The 24,395-nt window shown below is 63.8% G+C and carries 26 protein-coding genes, 1 tRNA gene and 2 pseudogenes; 26 read left to right on the top strand and 3 right to left on the bottom strand.

The window, feature by feature from the left end; translation table 11 throughout:
* Positions 1–2 precede the first annotated feature (2 nt).
* From E1742_RS07675 to E1742_RS07550, 26 genes and pseudogenes are all read left to right on the top strand, one after another.
* Positions 3–269 carry a PAAR domain-containing protein gene (locus tag E1742_RS07675; RefSeq protein WP_134384331.1) on the top strand — a complete coding sequence of 89 codons (267 nt, stop codon included), beginning with the start codon at positions 3–5 and terminating at the stop codon, positions 267–269.
* Positions 270–391: 122 nt separating this feature from the next.
* Complete coding sequence (locus E1742_RS07670; protein WP_134384330.1) at positions 392–1,378, top strand: NAD(P)H-quinone oxidoreductase; 987 nt, start codon at positions 392–394, stop codon at positions 1,376–1,378.
* Between the two features lie 207 nt (positions 1,379–1,585).
* Positions 1,586–2,335, top strand: a complete 750-nt coding sequence (gene tpiA, locus E1742_RS07665) for a triose-phosphate isomerase (protein WP_134384329.1) — start codon at positions 1,586–1,588, stop codon at positions 2,333–2,335.
* A 52-nt stretch (positions 2,336–2,387) separates the two neighbouring features.
* Positions 2,388–2,840 (top strand): preprotein translocase subunit SecG, encoded by a 453-nt coding sequence (secG, locus tag E1742_RS07660; RefSeq protein ID WP_134384328.1) that lies wholly within the window; start codon positions 2,388–2,390, stop codon positions 2,838–2,840.
* Between the two features lie 97 nt (positions 2,841–2,937).
* Positions 2,938–3,021 (top strand) — tRNA-OTHER (locus E1742_RS07655).
* A gap of 177 nt (positions 3,022–3,198) precedes the next feature.
* Complete coding sequence (locus E1742_RS07650; RefSeq protein WP_134384327.1) at positions 3,199–3,558, top strand: NADH-quinone oxidoreductase subunit A; 360 nt, start codon at positions 3,199–3,201, stop codon at positions 3,556–3,558.
* A 3-nt stretch (positions 3,559–3,561) separates the two neighbouring features.
* Positions 3,562–4,037, top strand: a pseudogene (locus E1742_RS07645) (NuoB/complex I 20 kDa subunit family protein).
* A 17-nt stretch (positions 4,038–4,054) separates the two neighbouring features.
* Positions 4,055–4,648 carry an NADH-quinone oxidoreductase subunit C gene (locus E1742_RS07640; RefSeq protein WP_134384326.1) on the top strand — a complete coding sequence of 198 codons (594 nt, stop codon included), beginning with the start codon at positions 4,055–4,057 and terminating at the stop codon, positions 4,646–4,648.
* Positions 4,648–5,901: an NADH-quinone oxidoreductase subunit D gene (locus tag E1742_RS07635; RefSeq protein WP_134384325.1), complete on the top strand. Its 1,254-nt coding sequence runs from the start codon at positions 4,648–4,650 to the stop codon at positions 5,899–5,901. The genes E1742_RS07640 and E1742_RS07635 overlap by 1 nt, the downstream gene beginning before the upstream one ends.
* A gap of 16 nt (positions 5,902–5,917) precedes the next feature.
* Positions 5,918–6,394, top strand: coding sequence for an NADH-quinone oxidoreductase subunit NuoE (gene nuoE / locus E1742_RS07630; RefSeq protein ID WP_134384324.1), 477 nt, complete (start codon positions 5,918–5,920; stop codon positions 6,392–6,394).
* Positions 6,391–7,689, top strand: a complete 1,299-nt coding sequence (nuoF, locus tag E1742_RS07625; RefSeq protein ID WP_134384323.1) for an NADH-quinone oxidoreductase subunit NuoF — start codon at positions 6,391–6,393, stop codon at positions 7,687–7,689. The genes nuoE and nuoF overlap by 4 nt, the downstream gene beginning before the upstream one ends.
* Before the next feature lie 9 nt (positions 7,690–7,698).
* The gene (gene nuoG, locus E1742_RS07620) at positions 7,699–10,029 is read left to right on the top strand and encodes an NADH-quinone oxidoreductase subunit NuoG (RefSeq protein WP_134384322.1); all 2,331 of its coding nucleotides are present in this window, start codon (positions 7,699–7,701) and stop codon (positions 10,027–10,029) included.
* Entirely contained in the window at positions 10,029–11,108 is a 1,080-nt protein-coding gene (gene nuoH, locus E1742_RS07615; RefSeq protein WP_134384321.1) for an NADH-quinone oxidoreductase subunit NuoH, read from the top strand. Before nuoG ends, nuoH begins: the two co-directional genes overlap by 1 nt.
* Positions 11,109–11,120: 12 nt before the next feature.
* A complete protein-coding gene (gene nuoI, locus E1742_RS07610) occupies positions 11,121–11,609 on the top strand; it encodes an NADH-quinone oxidoreductase subunit NuoI (protein WP_134384320.1) in 489 nt (162 codons plus the stop codon).
* 29 nt (positions 11,610–11,638) lie between these two features.
* A complete protein-coding gene (locus E1742_RS07605; RefSeq protein WP_134384319.1) occupies positions 11,639–12,268 on the top strand; it encodes an NADH-quinone oxidoreductase subunit J in 630 nt (209 codons plus the stop codon).
* A complete protein-coding gene (nuoK, locus tag E1742_RS07600) occupies positions 12,265–12,573 on the top strand; it encodes an NADH-quinone oxidoreductase subunit NuoK (protein ID WP_028104269.1) in 309 nt (102 codons plus the stop codon). Before E1742_RS07605 ends, nuoK begins: the two co-directional genes overlap by 4 nt.
* A gap of 37 nt (positions 12,574–12,610) precedes the next feature.
* Positions 12,611–14,716 (top strand): NADH-quinone oxidoreductase subunit L, encoded by a 2,106-nt coding sequence (nuoL, locus tag E1742_RS07595; RefSeq protein WP_134384318.1) that lies wholly within the window; start codon positions 12,611–12,613, stop codon positions 14,714–14,716.
* A 25-nt stretch (positions 14,717–14,741) separates the two neighbouring features.
* Positions 14,742–16,247, top strand: coding sequence for an NADH-quinone oxidoreductase subunit M (locus E1742_RS07590; protein WP_134384317.1), 1,506 nt, complete (start codon positions 14,742–14,744; stop codon positions 16,245–16,247).
* Positions 16,248–16,268: 21 nt separating this feature from the next.
* The gene (nuoN, locus tag E1742_RS07585) at positions 16,269–17,780 is read left to right on the top strand and encodes an NADH-quinone oxidoreductase subunit NuoN (protein WP_134384316.1); all 1,512 of its coding nucleotides are present in this window, start codon (positions 16,269–16,271) and stop codon (positions 17,778–17,780) included.
* Between the two features lie 3 nt (positions 17,781–17,783).
* Positions 17,784–18,088, top strand: a pseudogene (locus E1742_RS07580) (DUF2818 family protein).
* Between the two features lie 95 nt (positions 18,089–18,183).
* Entirely contained in the window at positions 18,184–18,744 is a 561-nt protein-coding gene (locus E1742_RS07575) for an NUDIX domain-containing protein (RefSeq protein WP_134384315.1), read from the top strand.
* Between the two features lies 1 nt (position 18,745).
* Positions 18,746–19,450, top strand: coding sequence for a hypothetical protein (locus tag E1742_RS07570; RefSeq protein ID WP_134384314.1), 705 nt, complete (start codon positions 18,746–18,748; stop codon positions 19,448–19,450).
* Positions 19,447–20,139 (top strand): 2-C-methyl-D-erythritol 4-phosphate cytidylyltransferase, encoded by a 693-nt coding sequence (gene ispD, locus E1742_RS07565; RefSeq protein WP_134384313.1) that lies wholly within the window; start codon positions 19,447–19,449, stop codon positions 20,137–20,139. The genes E1742_RS07570 and ispD overlap by 4 nt, the downstream gene beginning before the upstream one ends.
* Positions 20,136–20,645 carry a 2-C-methyl-D-erythritol 2,4-cyclodiphosphate synthase gene (gene ispF, locus E1742_RS07560; protein WP_134384312.1) on the top strand — a complete coding sequence of 170 codons (510 nt, stop codon included), beginning with the start codon at positions 20,136–20,138 and terminating at the stop codon, positions 20,643–20,645. Before ispD ends, ispF begins: the two co-directional genes overlap by 4 nt.
* A 2-nt stretch (positions 20,646–20,647) precedes the next feature.
* Positions 20,648–20,944 carry a hypothetical protein gene (locus tag E1742_RS07555; RefSeq protein ID WP_134384311.1) on the top strand — a complete coding sequence of 99 codons (297 nt, stop codon included), beginning with the start codon at positions 20,648–20,650 and terminating at the stop codon, positions 20,942–20,944.
* A gap of 40 nt (positions 20,945–20,984) precedes the next feature.
* Positions 20,985–21,389 (top strand): VOC family protein, encoded by a 405-nt coding sequence (locus tag E1742_RS07550; RefSeq protein WP_134384310.1) that lies wholly within the window; start codon positions 20,985–20,987, stop codon positions 21,387–21,389.
* Positions 21,390–21,435: 46 nt separating this feature from the next.
* Here the strand turns inward: E1742_RS07550 and E1742_RS07545 are convergent, their stop codons facing one another.
* The 3 genes from E1742_RS07545 to E1742_RS07535 are packed head-to-tail and all read right to left on the bottom strand — an operon-like array spanning position 21,436 to position 24,391.
* Complete coding sequence (locus E1742_RS07545; RefSeq protein ID WP_134384309.1) at positions 21,436–21,615, bottom strand: hypothetical protein; 180 nt, start codon at positions 21,613–21,615, stop codon at positions 21,436–21,438.
* Positions 21,612–23,792, bottom strand: a complete 2,181-nt coding sequence (locus E1742_RS07540) for an ATP-binding protein (RefSeq protein WP_134384308.1) — start codon at positions 23,790–23,792, stop codon at positions 21,612–21,614. The genes E1742_RS07545 and E1742_RS07540 overlap by 4 nt, the downstream gene beginning before the upstream one ends.
* A complete protein-coding gene (locus E1742_RS07535; protein ID WP_307721913.1) occupies positions 23,789–24,391 on the bottom strand; it encodes a biliverdin-producing heme oxygenase in 603 nt (200 codons plus the stop codon). The genes E1742_RS07540 and E1742_RS07535 overlap by 4 nt, the downstream gene beginning before the upstream one ends.
* Positions 24,392–24,395: the final 4 nt, after the last annotated feature.

Here is a 24,395-nt window from a genome sequence, read left to right as displayed (position 1 = left end):
TCATGGCCAACGTCATCCGGCTTGGCGACCGTACGTCTCACGGCGGCAAGGTGGTCAAGGTGACTGCGACCCATTTTACGGTCGACGGTATCGCCGTCGCCCGGGTTGGCGATGTGTGCAGTTGCCCGGTGAAGGGCCATGACAATTGCACGGTTGCCGAAGGCGACCCGCACCACGTTATTGATGGTATTTCGGTCGCCTATGAAGGACACAAGACTAGTTGCGGCGCTACGCTGGTCGCCAGTACCAGAGTCTTCTCGAAAGGGTAGGGCGACGACAGCAACGGCGGAATGCCCCGACAATGACGGGCGAAGAGGTCGCGCGGCTGGCGTGCGCTCCTGCCGCAACCACCGCCCTGCGCTAGAATCAGTCCTTTGACGAAAGGACAACCATGCGCGCGATCGAGATCACCAAGCCGGGCGGACCCGAGGTTTTGCAGCTGTGCCAGCGGCCCATGCCGGAAGCAAAGGCCGGGGAGGTGCGCATCCGGGTGCACGCGGCCGGCATCAACCGGCCGGACGTGTTCCAGCGCCAGGGTAACTATGCGCCGCCGCCGGGGGCGTCGGACCTGCCGGGGCTCGAAGTAGCGGGCGAAATCATCGACGGCGACGTGGCCAACTCCGGCTTCAAGGTCGGCGACATGGTCTGCGCGCTGGTGCAGGGCGGCGGCTATGCCGAGGTGGTGACGGCGCCCGTGGAGCAGTGCCTGCCGGTGCCGCACGGGCTGTCGCCGCTGGAGGCCGCTTCGCTGCCGGAAAACTACTTTACGGTCTGGAGCAATGTGTTCGACCGGGCCCGGCTGGGCGCCGGCGAATCGCTGCTGGTGCAGGGCGGCACGTCCGGCATCGGCGTGACCGCCATCCAGCTGGCCAGTGCATTGGGCAATCGCGTGTTTGCGACCGCCGGCAGCGAAGACAAGGCGCGTGCCTGCGAGCAGCTGGGCGCCGAGCGCGGCATTAACTATCGCCACGAGGACTTCGCCGCCGTCGTCAAGCAGCTGACGGGCGACAACGGTGTCGACGTCATCCTGGACATGGTCGGCGGCGACTACCTGGAACGCGAGATCAACTGCCTGGCCGACGACGGCCGTATCGCCATCATCGCACTGCTGGGCGGCTCCAGGGGCACGCTGGACATGGGACAGGTGCTGCGGCGCCGGCTGACCATCACCGGCTCCACACTGCGACCGCGCTCGGTTGCGTTCAAGGGCGCGATTGCGCGGCAGCTGCGCGAGAAAGTCTGGCCGCTGTTCGAGGACGGGCGCATCAAGCCCGTCATCTACGAAAGCTTCCCGCTGGAGCAGGCGGCCGACGCGCACGCGCTGATGGAGTCTTCCACGCACGTCGGCAAGATCATGCTGCAGGTGATCAAGCCGTGAGTTCGGTTCAAGGCTGGCGCGGAGCGGGGTTAACGTCGAGGAGATCGCCAATATGAGACACCTTTCCGCAGGTCGCGAGACCCGCGGAAAGGTGTCTGTGCCCGTTGCGTCGGGCTTGGGTGGTGTGCAGGTTTGACCCGCCTTTGATGACCACGCTACAATTGCGGGTTTATTGTTTATCAACCCGCCCGGAATAATCACTCCCCTATGCGACGCAAACTGGTCATCGGCAACTGGAAAATGAACGGCAGCCTTGCCGCGAATTCGGTATTATTACGCGGGATCGTGGCAGGCTTCGCCGCCCGGAATACCGATTGCGGCGTCTGCGCGCCAGCGCCTTATCTGGCACAATGCCAGTCCGAGCTGACAGGCACGCCTGTCGCATGGGGTGCGCAGGATGTTTCCGCCTATGCCGCCGGCGCCTACACGGGTGAAGTGGCGGCATCGATGCTGCACGAATTCGGCTGCCGCTATGTGCTGTGCGGCCATTCCGAGCGTCGCGCGTACCATCAGGAAAACAACGAAGTCGTCGCGCAAAAAGTGCTGGCGGCGCTGAACGCCGGCCTGACGCCGGTCGTCTGCGTTGGCGAAACGCTGGCGCAGCGCGAAGCGGGGCGCACCAATATTGTCGTATGCGCGCAACTGCAGGCCGTGCTCGATGTGCTGGAAGCGTCCGCTGTCGAGAAGATCCTGCTGGCGTACGAACCTGTCTGGGCCATCGGCACAGGCAAGACGGCCACGCCGGCCATGGCGCAGGAAGTGCATGCCATGCTGCGCAAGCAGGTGGCCGAGCGCAATCCGCAGGCGGCGGCGAACATGCAGATCCTTTACGGCGGCAGCATGAAGCCGGAGAATGCGAAGGATTTGCTGGCGCAGTGCGACATCGATGGCGGTTTGATCGGTGGCGCGGCACTGAAGGTGGCGGATTTCCTCGCGATCGTGCACGCGGCCGGCTGAGATTTTTTACCAAGCGGTACTTTTAACTAGCAATATTGAGAATTGGAATAGCATGAACACCTTGTTCAATCTGGTCGTCGTAGTACAGGTCGTCTCCGCGCTGGCAATCATTGCCCTCGTGCTGCTGCAACACGGCAAGGGTGCCGACATGGGCGCCGCCTTCGGCTCCGGCGCGTCCGGCTCCCTGTTCGGTGCGACGGGCTCGTCGAACTTCATGTCGAAGTCGACGGCCGTGGCCGCGGCGATCTTCTTCGCCGCCACGCTGGGCCTGTCCGCACTGGCAACGCAGCGCACGTCCGGCGGCACGAGCGTGCTGTCGAACATCACGGCACCCGTGACCGGCTCGGCCGCGATCCCTGCCGCGAACGCACCGGTCGCACCTGCAACGACGGCGCCAGCGGCGCCTGCCGCCCAGGCTCCGGCCGCGCCGGCACCTGCCGTGACGACGCCTGCGCCTGCGCCTGCGCCGTCCAACAGCGCGCCATCGAACACTGTTCCGAAGTAAAACTAAGAGTTCTTCGATTTATTCCGCTTTTTCGCTTTGATTTGGCACAAACTTCATTAACAAAGTGCGTAAAGAAGAGTAGAATAGCGGCCTTAATGCCGACGTGGTGAAATTGGTAGACACGCTATCTTGAGGGGTAGTGGCGCAAGCTGTACGAGTTCGAGTCTCGTCGTCGGCACCAATGAATTTGAGAAGCCAGCACAAGGCGCCTGAGTTGCCCTCATGCCTAAGCTGGTTTTTTTTACGAGGATGTGTCGTTTGATCCTGGTCTCAGCGTTTGATTGGGGTCGAGCGTTGGCTGTGCCTGCCGGTGCAGCACTCTCCTGACCGATCGTTCAACAACAGCTGTGATCCTACCGTGAACCTCGAAAATTACTTCCCCGTACTTCTGTTCCTCCTTGTCGGCATCGGTGTCGGCGTAGTTCCCCAGGTGCTTGGCCGTCTGCTTGGTCCGCACAAGCCCGACGCGGCGAAACTGTCCCCCTACGAGTGCGGCTTCGAAGCCTTCGAAGACGCCCGCATGAAATTCGACGTGCGTTACTACCTCGTCGCAATCCTGTTTATTTTGTTCGACCTGGAAACTGCATTCTTCTTCCCGTGGGGCGTCTCCATGCGCGAACTGGGCTGGCAGGGCTTCGTTACGATGATGATCTTCATCGCCGAATTCGTTGTCGGTTTTTGGTATATCTGGAAGAAAGGTGCCCTTGATTGGGAATAAGCCATGGCTATTGAAGGCGTATTAAACGAAGGTTTCATCACCACCTCGGCCGACAAGCTGATCAACTGGGCGCGTACCGGGTCGATGTTCCCGATGACGTTCGGTCTGGCCTGCTGTGCGGTCGAAATGATGCACGTGGGCGCGGCCCGTTACGACATGGACCGCTTCGGCGTCGTGTTCCGCCCGTCGCCACGTCAGTCCGACGTGATGATCGTGGCCGGCACGCTGTGCAACAAGATGGCGCCGGCACTGCGCAAGGTCTATGACCAGATGTCCGAGCCGCGCTGGGTCATCTCCATGGGCACCTGCGCCAACGGCGGCGGTTACTATCACTACTCGTATTCGGTGGTGCGCGGTTGCGATCGCATCGTGCCGTCGATATCTACGTGCCGGGCTGTCCTCCGACCGCCGAGGCTCTGTTGTACGGCATCCTGCAGCTGCAAAACAAGATCAGGCGCACCAATACGATCGCACGTTAAACGGGGCGCGCAAAAATATGACTACACATCTGGAAGCATTGCAGGGCGCGCTGGCCAGCGCCCTGGGGGAACGCGTTGCCGTCACGGCCGCGCTGGGTGAAATCACTCTCGTCGTCAAGGCTGGCGACTATCACGACGTCATGCAGACGTTGCGCGACAATCCCGCGCTGGGCTTCGAGCAGCTGCTCGACCTGTGCGGCGTCGATTACTCGACCTACGGGGAAGGCACGTGGGAAGGGCCGCGCTATGCGGCCGTTTCGCATTTGCTGTCCGTGAAGAACAACTGGCGCGTGCGCGTGCGCGTGTTCTGCCCGGACGACGAACTGCCGCTGATCCCGACCGTGACCGATATCTGGCGTTCGGCCAACTGGTACGAGCGCGAAGCGTTCGACCTGTACGGCATCCTGTTCGAAGGTCACAGCGACCTGCGTCGCATCCTGACCGACTACGGCTTCATCGGCCATCCGTTCCGCAAGGACTTCCCCGTGTCCGGCTACACGGAAATGCGTTACGACGCGGAGCAGAAGCGCGTGATGTACCAGCCGGTGACGATCGAGCCGCGCGAAAACGTGCCGCGCGTGATCCGTGAAGAAAAATACGGGATGAAATAATGGCTGATATTAAGAATTACACCCTGAACTTTGGTCCGCAGCACCCGGCAGCGCACGGCGTGCTGCGCCTGGTGCTGGAGCTGGACGGCGAAGTCATCCAGCGCGCCGACCCGCACATCGGCCTGCTGCACCGCGCCACCGAGAAGCTGGCCGAGCAGAAGACCTACCTGCAGTCCGTGCCGTACATGGATCGTCTCGACTACGTGTCGATGATGTGCAACGAGCACGGCTACGTGCTGGCCATCGAGCGCCTGCTGGGCCTGGAAGTGCCGCTGCGCGCGCAGTACATCCGCGTGATGTTCGACGAGATCACCCGTATCCTGAACCACCTGATGTGGCTGGGCGCGCACGCGCTCGACGTCGGTGCGATGGGTCCGTTCCTGTACTGCTTCCGTGACCGCGAAGACCTGTTCGACTGCTACGAAGCCGTGTCGGGCGCGCGCATGCACGCGGCCTACTACCGCCCGGGCGGCGTCTACCGCGACCTGCCGGACGCGATGCCGCAGCACCGCCCATCGTCGATCCGCGGCAAGAAGGAAATCGACAAGCTGAACGAACACCGCCAGGGTTCGCTGCTGGACTTCATCGAAGCGTTCACGGCCCGTTTCCCGACGTACGTCGACGAATACGAAACGCTGCTGACGGACAACCGCATCTGGAAACAGCGTACGGTCGGCATCGGCGTCGTGTCGCCGGAAGACGCGCTGGCGATGGGCTTCACGGGCGCCATGCTGCGCGGTTCGGGCATACAGTGGGACCTGCGCAAGAAGCAGCCGTACGAAGTGTACGACCTGATGGACTTCGATATTCCGATCGGTACCAACGGCGACTGCTACGACCGCTACCTGGTGCGCGTGGAAGAACTGCGCCAGTCGAACCGCATCATCAAGCAGTGCGTCGAGTGGCTGCGCAACAACCCGGGCCCGGTCATCACGGACAACCGCAAGATCGCCCCGCCGTCGCGCGTCGACATGAAGTCGAACATGGAATCGCTGATTCACCACTTCAAGCTGTTCCAGGAGGGCTTCCACGTGCCACCAGGCGAGGCGTATGCCGCCGTCGAACACCCGAAAGGCGAGTTCGGCATCTACCTGGTGTCGGACGGTGCCAACAAACCGTACCGGATGAAGATTCGTGCCCCGGACTATGCTCACCTGCAGAGCCTGGATGAAATGGCGCGCGGCCACATGATCGCCGACGCGGTCACCATCATCGGGACGCAAGACATTGTGTTCGGCAGTATCGACCGTTAAGAGGGCGGAAAGAATTATGTTATCCGAGCAGTGCTATAAAAAAATCGACCGCGAGTTGGCCAAGTACCCGGCCGACCAGCGCCAGTCGGCCGTCATGGCCTCGCTGGCTCACGCCCAGGTAGAACTGGGCTGGCTGTCGCCAGAAACGATGAAGGAAATCGCCGACTACATCGGCATGCCGGCCATTGCTGTGCAGGAAGTCGCGACCTTCTACAACATGTACAACCTGAAGCCGGTCGGCAAGCACAAGATCACCGTGTGCACCAACCTGCCGTGCGCCCTGTCGGGCGGCGTCAAGGCCGGCGAGCACCTGAAGCAGAAGCTGGGCATCGACTACCGCGGCACCACCGCGGACGGCGCATTCACGCTGCAAGAGGGCGAGTGCATGGGCGCCTGCGGCGACGCACCCGTGATGCTGGTGAATAACCACCGCATGTGCTCGTTCATGAGCATGGAAAAGATCGACGCCCTCGTGGAGGAACTGAAGAAATGACCTCGCTGCACGACCGTCACATCAACCCGCTGATCCTGAAGGATCTGACCGGCGACAACTGGCACCTGGAAGAGTACGTCAAGCGCGGCGGTTATTCCGCGCTGCGCCGCATCCTGGAAGGCAAGATCGCGCCGGAAACCATCATCGCCGACCTGAAGACGTCGGGCCTGCGCGGCCGCGGCGGCGCCGGTTTCCCCACGGGCCTGAAGTGGAGCTTCATGCCACGCCAGTTCCCGGGCCAGAAATACCTCGTCTGCAACACGGACGAAGGCGAGCCGGGCACGTTCAAGGACCGCGACATCATCCGCTACAACCCCCATGCACTGATCGAAGGCATGGCCATCGGCGCTTATGCGATGGGGATCACCGTGGGCTACAACTACATCCACGGCGAGATCTTCGAGGACTACCTGCGCTTCGAGGAAGCGCTGGAGCAGGCGCGCGCCGCCGGCTACCTCGGTGACCGCATCCTCGGTTCCGATTTCAGCTTCCAGCTGCACGCGCACCACGGTTATGGCGCGTACATCTGCGGCGAGGAAACGGCACTGCTGGAATCGCTGGAAGGTAAAAAAGGCCAGCCGCGCTTCAAGCCGCCATTCCCGGCCTCGTTCGGCCTGTACGGCAAGCCGACGACGATCAACAACACGGAAACGTTCGCGGCCGTGCCGTTCATCCTGAACCTGGGCGCCGAGAACTACCTGGCGCTGGGCAAGCCGAACAACGGCGGCACGAAGATCTTCTCGATCTCCGGCGACGTCGAGCGTCCGGGCAATTACGAGGTGCCGCTGGGTACGCCGTTTGCCAAGCTGATGGAACTGGCCGGCGGCATGCGTGGCGGCAAAAAGATCAAGGCGGTCATTCCCGGCGGTTCGTCCGCACCGGTGATCCGCGGCGAGATCATGATGCAAACCGACCTGGACTACGATTCGATCGCGAAAGCGGGTTCGATGCTGGGTTCGGGCGCCGTCATCGTCATGGACGAGACGCGCTGCATGGTCAAGGCGCTGGAACGCCTGTCCTACTTCTACTTCGAAGAATCGTGTGGCCAGTGCACGCCATGCCGTGAAGGCACGGGCTGGATGTACCGCATGATCCACCGCATCGAGAACGGCCAGGGCCGCCAGAGCGACCTGGACATGCTGAACTCGATTGCCGACAACATCCAGGGCCGCACGATCTGCGCGCTGGGCGATGCGGCGGCGATGCCGGTGCGGGCGTTCATCAAGCAATTCCGCGAAGAATTCGAATATCACGTCGAGCACAAGCACTGCCTGGTGCCTGTCTCGGCTTTCTAAGTGATCATCATGGTTGAAATCGAAATTGACGGCAAGAAGGTAGAAGTCCCACCGGGTTCCATGGTGATGGACGCTGCCAACAAACTGGGCACGTACATCCCGCACTTCTGCTATCACAAGAAATTGTCGATCGCGGCGAACTGCCGGATGTGCCTGGTCGAAGTGGAAAAGGCGCCAAAGCCGTTGCCAGCCTGCGCCACGCCGGTCTCCGCCGGCATGATCGTGCGCTCGCACAGCGAGAAGGCCGTCCAGGCGCAGAAAAGCGTCATGGAGTTCCTCTTGATTAACCACCCGCTGGACTGCCCGATCTGCGATCAGGGCGGCGAATGCCAGCTGCAGGATCTGGCGGTCGGCTACGGCAGCAACAACTCGCGCTACGAAGAAGACAAGCGCGTGGTCGTGCCGAAGGATGCCGGTCCCCTCATCAACATGAAGGAGATGAGCCGCTGCATCCAGTGCACCCGTTGCGTACGCTTTGGCCAGGAAGTGGCCGGCGTCATGGAACTGGGCATGCTGGGTCGTGGCGAGCACTCGGAAATCACGACGTTTGTCGGCGAAGCGGTCAGCTCGGAGATGTCGGGCAATATGATCGACCTGTGCCCGGTGGGCGCGCTGACGTCGAAGCCGTTCCGCTACAGCGCCCGCACGTGGGAACTGTCGCGCCGCAAATCGGTGTCGCCGCACGACGGCCTCGGTGCCAACCTGATCGTTCAGGTCAAGCAGGGCAAGGTCAAGCGCGTGCTGCCGCTGGAAAACGAAGCGATCAACGAGTGCTGGATTTCCGACAAGGACCGCTTCTCGTACGAAGCGCTGGACTCCACCGAGCGCCTGACGCAGCCGATGCTCAAGCAAGGCGGCCAGTGGAAGGAAGTCGATTGGCAGACGGCGCTGGAGTACGTGGCGCACGGCCTGAAGAACATCAAGCACGAACACGGTGCCGACGCGATCGCCGCTTACGCGACCGCGCACTCGACCGTCGAGGAACTGGCGCTGCTCAAAAAGCTGGCGTCCGGTGTCGGCTTCGAGAACGTCGACTTCCGCCTGCGCCAGAGCGACTTCGCGCTGGACGGCGAAGTCACGCCATGGCTGGGCATGCCGATTGCCGACGTGTCGAACCTGCAGGGCGCGCTGGTCATCGGCTCGTTCCTGCGCAAGGATCACCCGCTGCTGGCCACGCGCCTGCGCGCCGCCGCCAAGAACGGTGCAAGGATTTCCCTGATCGGCGCTTCCGGTGACGACAGCCTGATCAAGGTCGGCACGAACATCGTCGCCGCGCCGTCCGACTGGCTGGCAGCGCTGTCCGGTATTGTTTCCGCCGTCGCGCAAGCGAAAGGCGAGGGCGCACCTGCCGGCTTCGAAGCCATTGAAGCGAACGACGCCGCCAAGGCCGTTGCCGCCTCGCTGATCGCTGGCGAACAGAAAGCCGTCTTCCTGGGCAACGCCGCCGTGCATCACCCGCAAGCGTCGCAGATCCACGCCGCCGCGCAGTGGATCGCCAACGCGACCGGCGCCAAGCTGGGCGTGCTGACGGAAGCGGCCAACACGGTTGGCGGCTACCTGGTCGGCGCTACCGCTGCCAAGGCTGCCCCGGCGTTCTCCGTGCCAAAGAAAGCCTACGTGCTGCTGAATGCGGAACCGGAACTGGACGCCGTCAACCCGGCCCAGGCCGTGGCCGCGCTGAACGGCGCCGAGATGGTGGTTGTCATGTCCGCCTTCAAGCACGGCGCGGATTACGCCGACGTGCTGCTGCCGATCGCACCGTTCGCCGAAACGTCCGGCACCTTCGTCAACTGCGAAGGCCGCGTGCAGAGCTTCAACGGTACCGTCAAGCCGCTGGGCGACGCGCGTCCGGCCTGGAAGGTGCTGCGCGTGCTGGGCAACATCCTCGGCCTGCCGGGCTTCGACTACGAAACCTCGGAATCGATCCGCGACGAAGTGCTGGGCAAGGGCGTGGCCGACGTGTCGGACAAGCTGTCCAACACGACGAAAGCGGCCTTGACCGCTGCCTCGTTCGGCGCCGGCGACAAGCTCGAGCGCATCGCCGACGTGCCGATCTACTTCTCGGACGCGCTGGCGCGCCGTTCGGCGCCGCTGCAGGCCACGCCCGATGCGGCACCGCCCAAAGCGCACATCTCGAAGGCCCTGGCCGAACAGATCGGCGTAAAGAACGACGACATGGTGCAGGTGCTGCAAGGCGCCGGTTCGGCGATCCTGGCCGCCCGCATCGATCCGTCGCTGCCGGCCAACGTCGTGCGCGTGCCGGCGGCGCACGTGTCGACGGCCACGTTGGGCGACATGTTCGGCCCCATCTCGGTCGCTAAAGCAGGGGAGGCCAAATAATGGCGCTGGAATTCGTCAACACCATCAACACCAGCGGCGCCGAGCTGCTGGGTCCCGTCTGGCCATTCGCCTGGACGATGATCAAGCTGCTGTGCGTGCTGCTGCCGCTGATGGGCATGGTTGCCTACGCCACGCTGTGGGAACGCAAGCTGATCGGCTGGATCCAGATCCGTATCGGCCCGAACCGCGTGGGTCCGATGGGTCTGCTGCAGCCGATCGCCGATGCCCTGAAACTGCTGTTCAAGGAAATCGTCATCCCGACCAAGGCCGTGCGCGGCCTGTTCGTGATCGGCCCGATCATGACGATCATGCCGGCGCTGGCGGCCTGGTCGGTCGTGCCGTTCGGTCCGGAAGCCGTGCTGGCCAACGTCAACGCGGGCCTGCTGCTGCTGCTGGCGATCACGTCGATGGAAGTCTACGGCATCATCATCGCCGGCTGGTCGTCCAACTCGAAGTACTCGTTCATGGGCGCGATGCGTGCGTCGGCCCAGATGATCTCGTACGAAATCCCGATGGGCTTCGCGCTGGTCGTCGTGCTGATGGTGTCCGGTTCGCTGAACTTCATCGACATCGTCAACGGCCAGGGCCGCGGCCAGTTCGCCGACATGGGCCTGACGTTCCTGTCCTGGAACTGGCTGCCGCTGCTGCCGCTGTTCGTGGTCTACCTGACCTGCGGCCTGGCCGAAAGCAACCGTCACCCGTTCGACGTGGTCGAGGGCGAGTCGGAAATCGTGGCCGGCCACATGGTCGAATATTCGGGCATGTCGTACGCGATGTTCATGCTGGCCGAATACGCCAACCTCATCCTGATCGGCGCGCTGGCTTCGATCATGTTCCTGGGCGGCTGGCAGGCCCCGTTCAAGTTCCTGGAATTCTGGGGCGGATTCGGCGGCTTCTTCTGGTTGTTCCTGAAGACGTTCCTGCTGGTCTCGGTGTTCATCTGGGTGCGTGGTACCTTCCCGCGTTACCGTTACGACCAGATCATGCGTCTGGGCTGGAAGGTATTCATTCCGCTGACCCTGTTCTGGCTGGTGCTGGTGGCCTGCTGGATGCAGACGTCCTGGAATATTTGGAAGTAAGGGAAGCGCAAAATGGAACGAGTAAAAGACTTTTTCGGCAGCCTGCTGCTGTCCGAACTGATCAAGGGCATGGCGCTGACGGGGAAGTACATGTTCTCCCGCAAGATCACCGTGCAGTACCCGGAAGAGAAGACGCCGATGTCGCCGCGCTTCCGCGGCCTGCACGCGCTGCGCCGCTACCCGAACGGTGAAGAACGCTGCATCGCCTGCAAGCTGTGCGAAGCGGTGTGCCCGGCAATGGCCATCACGATCGAATCGGAGCAGCGCGACGACGGCACCCGCCGCACGACGCGTTACGACATCGACCTGACCAAGTGCATCTTCTGCGGCTTCTGCGAGGAATCCTGCCCCGTCGACTCGATCGTGGAAACCCACGTGCTGGAATACCACGGCGAGAAGCGCGGCGATCTGTACTACACCAAAGAGATGCTGCTGGCCGTCGGCGACCGCTACGAAGCGGACATTGCCGCCGCCCGTGCGGCGGACGCGGCGTACCGCTGATCGCCACCAATACTGATCAGGATTAGTTTATGGACTTCATAACCGTATTGTTCTACGTGTTCGCGACCATCATGGTCGTGGCCGCGGCGCGCGTCATCACGGCGCGCAACCCCGTCACGGCGGCACTGTTCCTGGTGCTGGCGTTCTTCCAGGCGGGCGGCATCTGGATGCTGCTCAAAGCCGAGTTCCTGGCGATCGTCCTCGTGCTGGTGTACGTGGGTGCCGTGATGGTGCTGTTCCTGTTCGTCGTCATGATGATCGACATCGACAACACGCGCCTGCGCGAAGGGTTCTGGAATTACCTGCCCGTCGCTTCCGTTGTAGGCGGCATCATCGTGCTGGAGATGGCTTCCGTGCTGTGGCGCGTCTACGGCGTGGCCGGTCCGCAGGCTCCGGCCGCGGCAGGCACCATCGGCAACACGAAGGAACTGGGCAAACTGATTTACACCCAGTACATCTATGCGTTTGAAATCGCCGCCGTCATCCTGCTGCTGGCCATCGTTGCCGCGGTCGCGCTGACGCTGCGCAAGCGCAAGGACATCAAGTTCTTCGATCCGGGCGAGGCCGTGCGCGTCAAGCGCAACGACCGCCTGAAGATCGTCAAGATGGACGCCGTCAAGCACGTCGCGGCGACTGAAGCTACCAAGGAGGCACCATGACCCTGTCGCTGGCACACTACCTGGTCCTGGGCGCGATCCTGTTCGCGATCTCGATCGTGGGGATTTTCCTGAACCGCAAGAACGTCATCGTGCTGCTGATGGCCATCGAACTGATGCTGCTGGCAGTGAACATGAACTTCATCGCGTTTTCCCATTATCTGGGCGATGCGGCCGGGCAGATCTTCGTCTTCTTCATCCTGACCGTCGCGGCTGCCGAATCGGCAATCGGCCTGGCGATCCTGGTGGTGATGTTCCGTAACCTGGACACCATCAACGTCGAAGACCTGGACAGCCTCAAAGGCTAGTTATTAACCCTCGAATAATAAACAGACAAGGTTCATCATGACGGGGCTTAACCCTAACCTTCTTCTTGCCGTTCCGCTGGCGCCGCTGGCGGGTTCCGCCATCGCGGGCCTGCTGGGCACGAAGTTCTTCGGTAACGTGGCCGGCCGCAAGGTATCGACGGTCGCGACCATCCTGGGCGTACTGATCGCCTTCCTGCTCTCCTTCCAGACCCTGTTGCAGGTGATGGACGGGGCAACCTTCAACGGCACGGTCTACCGCTGGATGACGGTCGCCGGCGTCGACCTCGTGGTCGGCTTCCAGATCGACTCGCTGACGGCGATGATGATGTGCGTCGTCACGTTCGTGTCGCTGATGGTGCACATCTACACCATCGGATATATGGCTGAAGACGAAGGTTACAACCGCTTCTTCTCGTATATTTCGCTGTTCACCTTCTCGATGCTGATGCTGGTGATGTCCAATAACTTCCTGCAGCTGTTCTTCGGCTGGGAAGCGGTGGGCCTCGTCTCGTATCTGCTGATCGGCTTCTGGTACAAGCGTCCGACGGCGATCTTCGCCAACATGAAGGCGTTCCTCGTCAACCGCGTGGGCGACTTCGGTTTCATCCTCGGTATTGGCCTGATCCTGGCCTACACGGGCTCGATGGACTACCAGGCCGTGTTCCAGAAGAAGGAACTGCTGACGACGGCGACCTTGCCGGGCACCGACTGGATGGTCATCACCGTGGCCTGCATCTGCCTGTTCATCGGCGCAATGGGCAAGTCGGCCCAGTTCCCCCTGCACGTCTGGCTGCCTGACTCGATGGAAGGCCCGACCCCGATCTCCGCACTGATCCACGCGGCGACGATGGTTACCGCCGGCATCTTCATGGTGTCGCGCATGTCGCCGCTGTTCGAGCTGTCGGACGTGGCGCTGTCGTTCGTGCTGGTCATCGGCTCGATCACCGCGCTGTTCATGGGCTTCCTGGGCATCATCCAGAACGACATCAAGCGCGTCGTCGCGTACTCCACGCTGTCGCAGCTGGGCTACATGACCGTCGCGCTGGGCGCGTCGGCCTACTCGGTCGCCGTGTTCCACCTGATGACGCACGCGTTCTTCAAGGCGCTGCTGTTCCTCGGCGCCGGCTCCGTCATCATCGGCATGCACCACGACCAGGACATCCGCAACATGGGTGGCCTGCGCAAGTACATGCCGATCACGTGGATCACGTCGCTGCTGGGCTCCCTGGCCCTGATCGGCACGCCGCTGTTCTCCGGCTTCTACTCGAAGGACTCGATCATCGAGGCGGTGCACGCCACCCATATCCCGGGTGCCGGCTTCGCCAACTTCGCGGTGCTGGCCGGCGTGTTCGTCACGGCGTTCTACTCGTTCCGCATGTACTTCCTCGTCTTCCACGGCAAGGAGCGCTTCGGCCAGGCCCACGCGCACGGTCACGATCATCACGACGACCATGCCGTCGCCAAGGCTGCCCATGGCGACCCGCATGCGCTGCACGATTCGGATGCGCATCACGAAGAGGAAGACGATGACCACGGCCACCACGGCCTGGCACCGGGCGAGAAACCGCACGAGTCGCCGTTCGTCGTCTGGTTCCCGCTGGTGATGCTGGCGATTCCTTCGGTGATCATCGGCTTCCTGGCCATCGGCCCGATGCTGCACGGTTCGTTCTTCGACAACGTCATCTTCGTCGGCCAGAACCACCCGGCGATGCACGAGCTGAACGAGGAATTCCACGGCCCGCTGGCCATGGCGATCCACGGCCTGATGACGGCACCGTTCTGGCTGGCCCTGGCCGGTGTCGTGGCGGCGTACTACTGCTACATGATCAATCCGCGCGTACCGGCATGGTTCTACAGCAAGTTCAAGTTCCTGCACACGCTGCTGGACAACAAGTACTACATGGATGCGTTCAACCAGGCCGTGTTCGCCAAGGGCGCGCGCGTGCTGGGCGAAGGGCTGTGGCGAGTCGGCGACCGTGCGATCATCGACGGTCTGCTGGTCAACGGCAGTGCGAAAGTGGTGGGCTGGATTGCGCAGCTGGCGCGCCTGGGCCAGACCGGCTACATCTACCACTACGCGTTCGTCATGATCATCGGCATCCTGGGCTTCCTGGTGTATTTCCTGCCGTTCTGGCACGCTTAACACCGACACGCAAAAGAGATAAAAGATGCAGTCACAAATTCCTTACCTTAGCCTGTCGATCTGGTTGCCGGTACTGTTCGGCCTCGTCATCCTGGCCATCGGCCGGGACTCGCGCGCCGGCCTGGTGCGCGTGCTTGCCCTGATCGGTTCCATCGTGTCGCTGCTGCCGACGATCCCGCTGTTTACGCAGTTCGACAACGCAGCCCATGGCATGCAGTTCGTTGAAAAAGCGGCGTGGATCGAGCGCTTCAACATCTTCTACTCGCTGGCCATCGACGGCCTGTCGCTGTGGTTCGTGCCGCTGACCGCGTTCATCACGATCATCGTCGTGATCTCCGCCTGGGAAGTGATCCAGGACCGCGTGGCCCAGTACATGGGCGCGTTCCTGATCCTGTCCGGCCTGATGATCGGCGTGTTCACGGCGATGGACGGCCTGCTGTTCTACTTCTTCTTCGAAGCGACGCTGATCCCGATGTACATCATCATCGGCGTCTGGGGCGGTGCCAACCGCGTCTACGCGGCGTTCAAGTTCTTCCTGTACACCTTCTTCGGCTCGCTGCTGACCCTGGTGGCGGTGATCTACCTGTACAACAAGTCGGGCAGCTGGGACATCCTGGCATGGCATCAGCTGGCGTTGTCGATGCCGGAGCAGATCGCCATCTTCGTCGCATTCTTCATGGCGTTCGCCGTCAAGGTGCCGATGTTCCCGGTCCACACGTGGCTGCCGGACGTCCACGTGGAAGCGCCAACGGGCGGTTCCGCCGTGCTGGCCGCGATCATGCTGAAGCTGGGCGCCTACGGTTTCCTGCGTTTTTCGATCCCGATCGTGCCGGACGCGTCGCACTACCTGGCGCCTGTCGTCATCGTGCTGTCCTTGATCGCCGTGATTTACGTCGGCCTGGTCGCCATGGTCCAGAAGGACATGAAGAAACTGGTCGCGTACTCGTCGATCGCCCACATGGGCTTCGTCACGCTGGGCTTCTTCATGTTCAACGACATGGGCACGCAGGGTGCCATCATGCAGATGATCTCGCACGGCTTCGTGTCGGGCGCCATGTTCCTGTGCATCGGCGTGCTGTATGACCGCGCCCACTCGCGCCAGATCGCCGACTACGGCGGAGTAGTGAACAAGATGCCGCGCTTCGCAGCGTTCTTCATCCTGTTCTCGATGGCCAACTGCGGCCTGCCGGCCACCTCCGGCTTCGTGGGCGAATTCATGGTCATCCTGGGCGCCGTGCAGTTCAACTTCGTGACGGGCATCCTGGCCGCGACGGCACTGATCCTTGGCGCCGCCTACTCGCTGTGGATGGCCAAGCGCGTCATCTTCGGCAAGGTGGCCAACCACCACGTGGCCGAACTGACGGACATCAACGGCCGCGAGTTCTTCATGCTGGGTGTCCTGGCGATCGCGGTGCTGGCCATGGGCCTGTATCCGGCGCCGTTCACCGACACGATGCAGACCTCCGTGGCCGACCTGCTCAAGCATGCGGCGCAGAGCAAGCTGGCAGTCGCACCACTGATTGCACACTGATTGAGATAGGACCGAAGTTTCATGAATAACTCAAACCTGATCCCGATCTACGCAGAGATCTTCCTGGTGGTCGCCACCTCGGCGATCCTGCTGATCGACATGTTCCTGTCGGAGGCGAAGCGGGGCATCACGTATGCGCTGTCGCTGTTCGCACTGGTGGGCTGCGCGTACTTCACGTTTGTCGACTTCAATGCCGGCACGACGACGTACTCGTTCTACAACATGGTCGTGTCCGACCCGATGGGCAACCTGCTCAAGCTGTTCACCTACCTGACCGTGGGTGTGACGTTCGTCTACTCGCGCCAGTACACCCATGACCGCGGCATGCTGGGCGGCTCGCTGGGCGGCGAGTTCTACGTGCTGGCCCTGTTCTCGATGCTGGGCCAGATGGTCATGATCTCGGCGAACAACTTCCTGTCCATCTACCTGGGCCTGGAGCTGATGTCGCTGGCAACGTACGCCCTGGTGGCGCTGCGTCGCGATCACCCGATCTCCACCGAAGCGGCGATGAAGTACTTCGTGCTGGGCGCGCTGGCGTCCGGCTTCCTGCTGTATGGCATGTCGATGCTGTATGGCGCGACCGGCACGCTGGACCTGTCGACCCTGGCGCAGAAAGTCTCCAGCGGTACGGTCACCCCGACCATCCTGGTGTTCGGCCTCGTGTTCCTTGTCGCCGGCCTGGGCTTCAAGCTGGGCGCCGTGCCGTTCCATATGTGGGTACCGGACGTCTACCAGGGCTCGCCAACCGGCGTCACGCTGCTGCTGGGCGCCGCGCCGAAACTGGCCACGTTCGCGATCTGCATCCGCCTGCTGGTGGAAGGCCTGCTGCCCATGGCATTCGACTGGCAGCAGATGATGATGGTCCTGGCCGTGCTGTCGCTGGCCATCGGTAACCTGACGGCCATCGCGCAGACGAACCTGAAGCGGATGCTGGCCTATTCGACGATCGCGCAGATCGGCTTCGTCGCGCTGGCCATGATGGCCGGCGTCACGGGCGTCGAGCAGGCGGACGGCAAGATCCTTCCGGACACGGCCAATGCCGCGCCGGCGTACAGCGCCGCGATGTACTACTCGATCACGTACGTGCTGACCACGCTGGGTACGTTCGGCCTGATCATGGTGCTGGCCCGTTCCGGTCACGAAGCGGAGGAACTGTCCGACTTCCGCGGCCTGTCGAAGCGTTCGCCATGGTTCGCGCTCGTCATGACCCTGCTGATGTTCTCGCTGGCCGGCGTGCCGCCGATGATGGGCTTCGCCGCCAAGCTGGCGGTGCTGCAGACCGTGCTGCACACGGGCCAGCTGTGGCTCACGATCTTCGCCGTCATGGCGTCGCTGGTGGCCGCGTTCTACTACCTGCGCGTCGTCAAGACGATGTGGTTCGACGAGCCGGTCGACACGGCGCCGATCAAGGTCGCCACGGACAAGAACATCGTCCTCGGACTGAACGCGCTGCTGGTCCTGGTGCTGGGTGTCGTGCCGGGCCCGCTGCTGGACGCGTGCCTGCACGCAATGAGCAAGACGCTGGCGTCCTGATTGATGGATGTCGGCGCGGCGGCATGGTTGGTGATCCTGCTGGCATTCGTCGGCGCCAACCTGCCGTTCTTCAATGACAAGGTGTTTGCCCTGGTCCCCTTCAAGGGGCAGGGCACAAGCCTTTCCTGGTGCGTCTCGGTGAACTCGTGGTGCTGTTCTTTATCGTCGGGTTCATCGGCCGCGCTCTCGAAGGGCGCATCGGCACCGTCTTCCCGCAAACGTGGGAGTTCTACGCCATCTCCGCCTGCCTGTTCCTCGTCCTTGGCTTCCCCGGCTTCGTCGTGCGCTATCTGCGCAAGCGGCACTGAGCTTTCAAAAGGAAACCCGGCCCTGCCGGGTTTTTTATTTGGGGGACAACAATTTCGCCACACTGCTACACTGGCGTTTTTTGACTGGAGCGTGCATGAGCGATGCGCATCTGAAGGAAACGAAAGTGGACGGCAGCCTGGCCTACGATGGCGGCTTCCTGAAGGTCCACAAGGACCGTGTCACGCTGCCCGACGGCAGCATCACCCACCGCGAATACATCCGCCATTCCGGCGCCGTGGCGATCCTGCCCGTGCTGGACGACGGACGCATCCTGCTGGAACGCCAGTTCCGCTACCCGAACGACCAGGTCTTCATCGAATTCCCGGCCGGTAAAATCGATCCGGGCGAGGACTACCTGGCATGCGCCAAGCGCGAGCTGGTGGAGGAAACGGGCTACACGGCGCGCGAGTGGCACTTCCTGACGACGATCCACAACGCCATCGCTTATTCGGACGAGCATCTGGAACTGTACCTCGCCAGGGGTCTCACGGCGGGCGAAGCGCAGCTCGATGCCGGCGAATTCGTCGAATGCTTCACGGCCACGCTGGACGAGATGCTGGAATGGGTCCGCACCGGCAAGATCACGGACGTCAAGACGATTATCGGCACGTTCTGGCTCGACAAGCTGCGCTCGAACGACTGGAAGCTGGACTGACATGAACGGGCGGCGGCTCGCGCTGGCGTTGGCATTGGCAGCGTGCGGCGCTGCCGCTGCTGCCGCTCCGGCGCGTACGCCGTTCCAGATCCGCTGCGAGGATTCGATCAGCAAGACGGTTTCCGTGCTGTCGGCCAAGCAGAACGGCTACACGATCAATACCACGCTGTCATACAAGATGCTGACGGCGATGAAGGGCGTCGCCACGCGCAACCAGTTCGTGCTGGGACTGACGCGCACGGAATCGCGCGTGCAGATCGGCCTGGCCGGCCCCATGCTGCAGGACCCGGCCAGCGGTTACGAGTGCGTGGCGCCGCAGATCTCCGTGCAGCTGACGTACGTGCCCGTGAAAATCTACGTGGGCAGCGAGTTCCCCGTGGGAACGTGCGGCTACAAGGAGATCCTGGCGCACGAGATGCGGCATATGGAAGCGTACATGGCCCACCTGCCGAAGGTCGAGCGCACGGTCGGCGCCGCGCTGGCGAAGCGCTTCGAGGGTAAACCCTTGTACGCGCCCGCCGGCACGGCGCGTTCCGCGCTGGCGTTCGAGATCGACAGCGGCTGGCTGCCCTACATCAAGGCCGAGATGGCGAAGGTGGAAGCGGTGCAGGCGCAGATCGATTCGCCGGCCGAGTATGCGCGCCTGGGCAAGGTCTGCGGCGGCGAGATTCAACGAATACTGGTAAGAACAAGAGCAATGAGATGACTGAAGCACCGCGCTACCTGGCGCTGATCCCCGCCGCGGGCGTCGGCGCGCGCATGGCCGCCGCCGGCCCGAAACAATACCTGCCGCTGGCGGGCAGGCCCATGCTGCGCCACACGCTGCAGGCGTTCCTCGACAGCGAGGCGATCCACCACATCTACGTTGTCGTCAGCGCCAGCGACGGCTACATCGACGACGTCGTTGCCGACTGCGGGCAGCGGGTGACGGTGCTGCGCCGCGGCGGCGCCACCCGCATGGAGTCGATCCGCAACGGCCTGCGCGCCATCGATGCCGCCGCTGGCGACCGTGTGCTGGTGCACGACGCCGCCCGTCCCGGCCTGACGCCGGGGTTGATCGACAAGCTGATCGCCGAGGCGGGCCTCGACCCCGCCGGCGGCCTGCTGGCATTGCGCGTCGTCGATACCGTCAAGAGCACGCGTGCCGGCAAGGTCGAAACCACGCCGCGCGACGGGCTGTGGCTGGCACAGACGCCGCAGATGTTCCCGTACGAGCTGCTGCTGCGGGCGCTGGAATCGGCGCCGGACCCGGAGGCGATCACGGACGATGCTTCCGCCGTCGAGATGCTGGGGCTGTCGCCACGGCTGGTCGAAGGCCATCCACGCAACCTGAAAGTGACGCTGCCGGTCGACATCGGCATCGCTGAAATGTACCTGAAACAGGATTCACAATGACTACCTCATCCTTCCCGCACCTGCCATATCGCATCGGACAAGGCTATGACAGCCACCGCCTCGTCGAAGGCCGCAAACTGATACTGGGCGGTGTCGAGATTGCCCACGACAAGGGTCTGCTGGGCCATTCCGATGCGGACGCGCTGCTGCATGCCGTGACGGACGCCATCCTGGGCGCGGCCGCGCTGGGCGACATCGGCAGGCATTTCCCCGACACGGCCGTCGAATTCGCCGGCGCCGATTCGCGCGTGCTGCTACGCGAAGCCGTGCGGCGCGTGCGCGAGACGGGCTACGACATCGGCAACGTGGACGCGACGATCATCGCCCAGCGCCCGAAGATGGCGCCGCACATCGCCACGATGGTCGAGAACATCGCCGCCGACCTGGGCGTGACGCCGAACCAGGTCAACGTCAAGGCCAAGACCAACGAAAAGATGGGCTACCTGGGGCGCGAAGAGGGCATCAACGCCGAAGCCGTGGCGTTGCTCGTGCTGCGCGCCGCCTGACGATGGCACGCGACCTGTCGGCCTACCGCGAAGTGGCGATCGAGTCGTTCGACGACGGCGGTGTCGTACGGCTGCGCCCCTTGGCCGGCCAGGCCTACCATGTGTGGCTGCGGGTGCAGGGACCGCGCGTCATGGTGGCGGACCATCCCGTCGGCACCCGCTTTCTCGTGCATGCCAAGCTGACGGACCGGCTCGGCGGGACGCCGTTCCTGTACGTGTACCACGGCGACCCGGTCGTTGTGCTGAGCGACGCGCAGGCGCGCAAGTTTCTGGCGGAGTTCCGGCGCGGCCGAATCTGAGTCCTCCGGGACAATCCCGGACATTGCTGAAAGGGAGAGCATGATCCGTATCCGCGAAATCGACCATATCGTCCTGCGCGTCGTGGAGCTCGAGCGCATGGTCCGTTTCTACACGGAGGTGCTGGGCTGTACCGTGGAGCGCCGGCAGGACGCGATCGGCCTGGTGCAGCTGCGCGCCGGCAGCGCCATGGTGGACCTCGTTCCCGTCGACGGAAAGCTGGGCCGCCTGGGCGGCGCGGCGCCCGGCAAAGAGGGGCGCAACGTCGATCATTTCTGCTTCCGGGTCGAGCCGTTCGACGAGGCGGCGATTCGCGCGCACCTGGACCGCTTCGACGTGCCGAGCGGACCGGCCGAGTCGCGTTATGGTGCCGAGGGCGAGGGGCCGTCGATCTACATCGCGGACCCCGAGGGCAATACGGTGGAGCTGAAGGGTGCGCCGTATTGATGCGGCTTTGATGCGGGTGCCACCTGCGCAGGCAGGCCGTTACCCGTTACGTTATGCCGCGCGGCGGCAGCACCAGCAGATGACGGAGCTCGATACGGCGGCCGGCGCGGTCGCGCGGTTCGATATGCTGTTCGAACCACGCACGGTTGGCGATTTCAAAGGCAAGCAGCGCGGCGGCGTCGTCGGCCTGCAGCGTGCGGATGGTGACGCTGCCCGGCGTCGTCACCCGATGCTGCCGCCAACCGGGAAGCTGGCGGTAAACACGACGTACGGCGCCTCGTAGCGGTAGACGATGCTGCCGTCGTGGCCGCGCATGACGCTGTCGGCGATGTACAGGCCCAGGCCCATGCCGGTCCGGTTGGCCTGGTTCTGGAGCGCCATCCGCTTGAAGGGGTTGAACAGCTGCGCTTCCAGCTCGGGCGGGATCGGAGCGCCTTCGTTGCGAACTTCGATGCGCACGATACCGTCGTCCTGTGCCAGGGCCACGCCGATGGCGTGGCCGCCGTGGGCATGGTGGCGCGCATTGCTCAGCAGGTTGCTGACGACCTGCGCCAGCCGGTCCGCATCGACCTGCGCGTGCACGCCCGGTGCGATCGTCGTCTCGAACGTCGTGCCCGGATGTGCCATCCGGGTTTCGTCCACGAGATCCTCGACCAGCCGGCTGATGTCGGTGTCTTCCTTGCGCAGCGACAGTCCGAGGCCGCTGTCGAGGCGGCTCATGTCCAGCACCTGGCTGATGAGGCGATGCATGCGGCCGCTGGAACGTTCGATGCGCTGGCCCAGCTGCTGCGGTTGGGCGCCATGCTGCAGGACCGTTGCCGCCATCGTGATCGACTGCAGCGGATCGCGCAGGTCGTGGCCCAGCATCGCCAGCAGCTGCATGCGCGCGCGTTCGGTCTCGGCGTGCCGCGCCATGCTGGCCCGGTGCATCTCGGCCAGCAGCTGTTCGGCCACCAGCATGCGGTTGGCGTCCCATGGTTCGGCCTTGTCGTGCACCGTGTCGACCCACTCGTCGAACGAGCCGCGCGGCGTCAGGCGGTGGCCCAGCGGCCCCGTGACCGTCATCTTTTCCGGCTTGCCGGCCCAGCGGATCGTTTCGATCTGCTCCCGCCGCAGCGCAAGCAGCCAGCCGGACGTGGCGGGATCGAAATGCAGTCCCAGCACGCCGACCCATGGGCCGATGGCGGCACCGGTGGCGGCGGGCCATTCCGCCCGGCAGCAGCGAAGCAGGACTTCCTCGCCGTCGGCCGGCAGGGAGGCGACGATGGCAGCTGCCAGGTCATGTCCGATGTCGCCATGCGTGCACAGCTTGCCCTGTTGCGCAAACACCAGCGCGTGCGCGTCCAGCGTCACCGCCAGACCTGCGGCGTGTCGATTCAGTGCCGACAGCACATCGTCTTCGTGCAGCAGCGTTTCGATCAGGTGCGTGCGCACGTCCGCGGCCTGTTCCACCATCGTGGCGCGCTCGCGCGCATCGATGCTTTGCACGGTGGCCGCCAGCACCTGCGCCAGCACGTCGCACGCCATGCGCACGGCATACGGCACGCGCAGCGGCGTGTTGTGGTGGCACGCCAGCAGTCCCCATAAACGGCCGTTGACGACGATCGAGACGCTCATCGATGCCGCCACGCCCATATTGCGCAGGTACTCGACGTGGATCGGCGACACGCTGCGCAGCACGGCGTGGCTCATGTCCAGCGGCGCGTCGCCGGGCGCCACCGTGACCGGCACCGGGCTGTAGCCGATATCGGCGATCAGGCGCAGTGTGTTGATCGTGTACAGGCGGCGTGCCTGGGCCGGGATGTCGCCGGCGGGGTAGCGCATGCCGAGCAGCGGCTTGAGCGTTTCCGCACGCGCTTCGCCGACGACGTCGCCGCTGTCGTCATGGCGGAAGCGGTAGGCCATCACGCGGTCGAACCCCGTGATGGCGCGCACCTGTTCCACCGCCAGCTGCAGCAGAGGGACGATCGCCTTCTGCCGGCGCAGGCGCTCGATGGCCGCGTGCGCCTTCAGCGCGAACGCGGCAACACGCTCGCTGCCCACGTCGCGCAGCTCGAATTCGGCCAGCACGCGCTGGGCGTCGCTGTGGACGATGCAGTCGAAGGTCTGGGTACCTACCGTCGTTTCGATGGCAGTGGGCGTGCAGCCCTCGCTGGCACTGCTGTCGATGCACTCGCGCAGCTGCTGGAGCACGTCAGGGGCCAGCGGCAGGGCGTCGACCGGCATGTCCAGCACGGGCTTAAAGCCCAGCATGGCGCCGGCGTTGTCGCTCCACGCACGCAGCGCGCCCTGCCGATTGAACGCGAGCAGGGCGCCGTGCGGCTGGATCAGGCCGGGGATGTGGATCGGTTCGTTGGCGCAGTTGTCCAGGCCGATCGCGCCGTTCGGTGCCGGGGGCATCATGGCGCCACCCTTGCGGCAGGCGCGGCCGCGTACTCGCGTCGCAGCGCGATCAGGCTGTCGAATGCGTCGCAGGCGCCGGTGCACGCGGCGCTGATCGCAGCGGGCGTGTGCACGTGCTCGCGCAGCACGCGCAGGAATTGCTGCCAGCGCGGGCCGGGCGGCACGCCACCGCCGTGCAGGTAGCGCAGCGGGTGCGGCGCGAGCCGGTCGGCCAGACGGCGATACAGGACCGTCCCGCCCAGGCGCGACCCTTCGAGGACGTAGGAGACACCCCAGCGGTAGGCTGCGCCGCCATCGGCAAACCAGGCCGGCGCCGGGGGCAGGGCAATGGAAGTGCCAGGGAGTGCCGGATCGCCCAGATCCGCGTCGAGCAGCGGGAGATGCGGGAAAGGGGGCAGGGTGGCAGGGTTTTGCGGGCCGTCGGTGAAGCGCGCCTGCCAGGCCTCGATGGGCGCCAGCCAGTGGCGCAACAGGGTGAGGTGGGCACGATAATGGTCCAGCGTGGGCCCCTCCTGGGCAAGCGGCATGCCCTCGTCAAGCTCCGCATGACGGCTGGTGGTGGCTTCGCGCAGTGCCGCGAGTATGTCCGGTAAATCCATCTTC

It is taken from the genome of Pseudoduganella plicata (genome assembly GCF_004421005.1).
GTDB classification, from domain to species: Bacteria; Pseudomonadota; Gammaproteobacteria; order Burkholderiales; family Burkholderiaceae_D; genus Rugamonas; species Rugamonas plicata.
Note: the sequence above shows the minus strand (reverse complement) of the source record. Positions and strands in the feature narration are given on the sequence as shown.

Bases quoted from the DNA above. Each gene is read 5' to 3' on its own strand.
- E1742_RS07675 (WP_134384331.1), top strand. From the start codon at position 3: ATGGCCAACGTCATCCGGCTTGGCGACCGTACGTCTCACGGCGGCAAG.
- E1742_RS07670 (WP_134384330.1), top strand. From the start codon at position 392: ATGCGCGCGATCGAGATCACCAAGCCGGGCGGACCCGAGGTTTTGCAG.
- tpiA (WP_134384329.1), top strand. From the start codon at position 1,586: ATGCGACGCAAACTGGTCATCGGCAACTGGAAAATGAACGGCAGCCTT.
- secG (WP_134384328.1), top strand. From the start codon at position 2,388: ATGAACACCTTGTTCAATCTGGTCGTCGTAGTACAGGTCGTCTCCGCG.
- E1742_RS07640 (WP_134384326.1), top strand. From the start codon at position 4,055: ATGACTACACATCTGGAAGCATTGCAGGGCGCGCTGGCCAGCGCCCTG.
- E1742_RS07635 (WP_134384325.1), top strand. From the start codon at position 4,648: ATGGCTGATATTAAGAATTACACCCTGAACTTTGGTCCGCAGCACCCG.
- nuoE (WP_134384324.1), top strand. From the start codon at position 5,918: ATGTTATCCGAGCAGTGCTATAAAAAAATCGACCGCGAGTTGGCCAAG.
- nuoF (WP_134384323.1), top strand. From the start codon at position 6,391: ATGACCTCGCTGCACGACCGTCACATCAACCCGCTGATCCTGAAGGAT.
- nuoG (WP_134384322.1), top strand. From the start codon at position 7,699: ATGGTTGAAATCGAAATTGACGGCAAGAAGGTAGAAGTCCCACCGGGT.
- nuoH (WP_134384321.1), top strand. From the start codon at position 10,029: ATGGCGCTGGAATTCGTCAACACCATCAACACCAGCGGCGCCGAGCTG.
- nuoI (WP_134384320.1), top strand. From the start codon at position 11,121: ATGGAACGAGTAAAAGACTTTTTCGGCAGCCTGCTGCTGTCCGAACTG.
- E1742_RS07605 (WP_134384319.1), top strand. From the start codon at position 11,639: ATGGACTTCATAACCGTATTGTTCTACGTGTTCGCGACCATCATGGTC.
- nuoK (WP_028104269.1), top strand. From the start codon at position 12,265: ATGACCCTGTCGCTGGCACACTACCTGGTCCTGGGCGCGATCCTGTTC.
- nuoL (WP_134384318.1), top strand. From the start codon at position 12,611: ATGACGGGGCTTAACCCTAACCTTCTTCTTGCCGTTCCGCTGGCGCCG.
- E1742_RS07590 (WP_134384317.1), top strand. From the start codon at position 14,742: ATGCAGTCACAAATTCCTTACCTTAGCCTGTCGATCTGGTTGCCGGTA.
- nuoN (WP_134384316.1), top strand. From the start codon at position 16,269: ATGAATAACTCAAACCTGATCCCGATCTACGCAGAGATCTTCCTGGTG.
- E1742_RS07575 (WP_134384315.1), top strand. From the start codon at position 18,184: ATGAGCGATGCGCATCTGAAGGAAACGAAAGTGGACGGCAGCCTGGCC.
- E1742_RS07570 (WP_134384314.1), top strand. From the start codon at position 18,746: ATGAACGGGCGGCGGCTCGCGCTGGCGTTGGCATTGGCAGCGTGCGGC.
- ispD (WP_134384313.1), top strand. From the start codon at position 19,447: ATGACTGAAGCACCGCGCTACCTGGCGCTGATCCCCGCCGCGGGCGTC.
- ispF (WP_134384312.1), top strand. From the start codon at position 20,136: ATGACTACCTCATCCTTCCCGCACCTGCCATATCGCATCGGACAAGGC.
- E1742_RS07555 (WP_134384311.1), top strand. From the start codon at position 20,648: ATGGCACGCGACCTGTCGGCCTACCGCGAAGTGGCGATCGAGTCGTTC.
- E1742_RS07550 (WP_134384310.1), top strand. From the start codon at position 20,985: ATGATCCGTATCCGCGAAATCGACCATATCGTCCTGCGCGTCGTGGAG.
- E1742_RS07540 (WP_134384308.1), bottom strand. From the start codon at position 23,792: ATGATGCCCCCGGCACCGAACGGCGCGATCGGCCTGGACAACTGCGCC.
- E1742_RS07535 (WP_307721913.1), bottom strand. From the start codon at position 24,391: ATGGATTTACCGGACATACTCGCGGCACTGCGCGAAGCCACCACCAGC.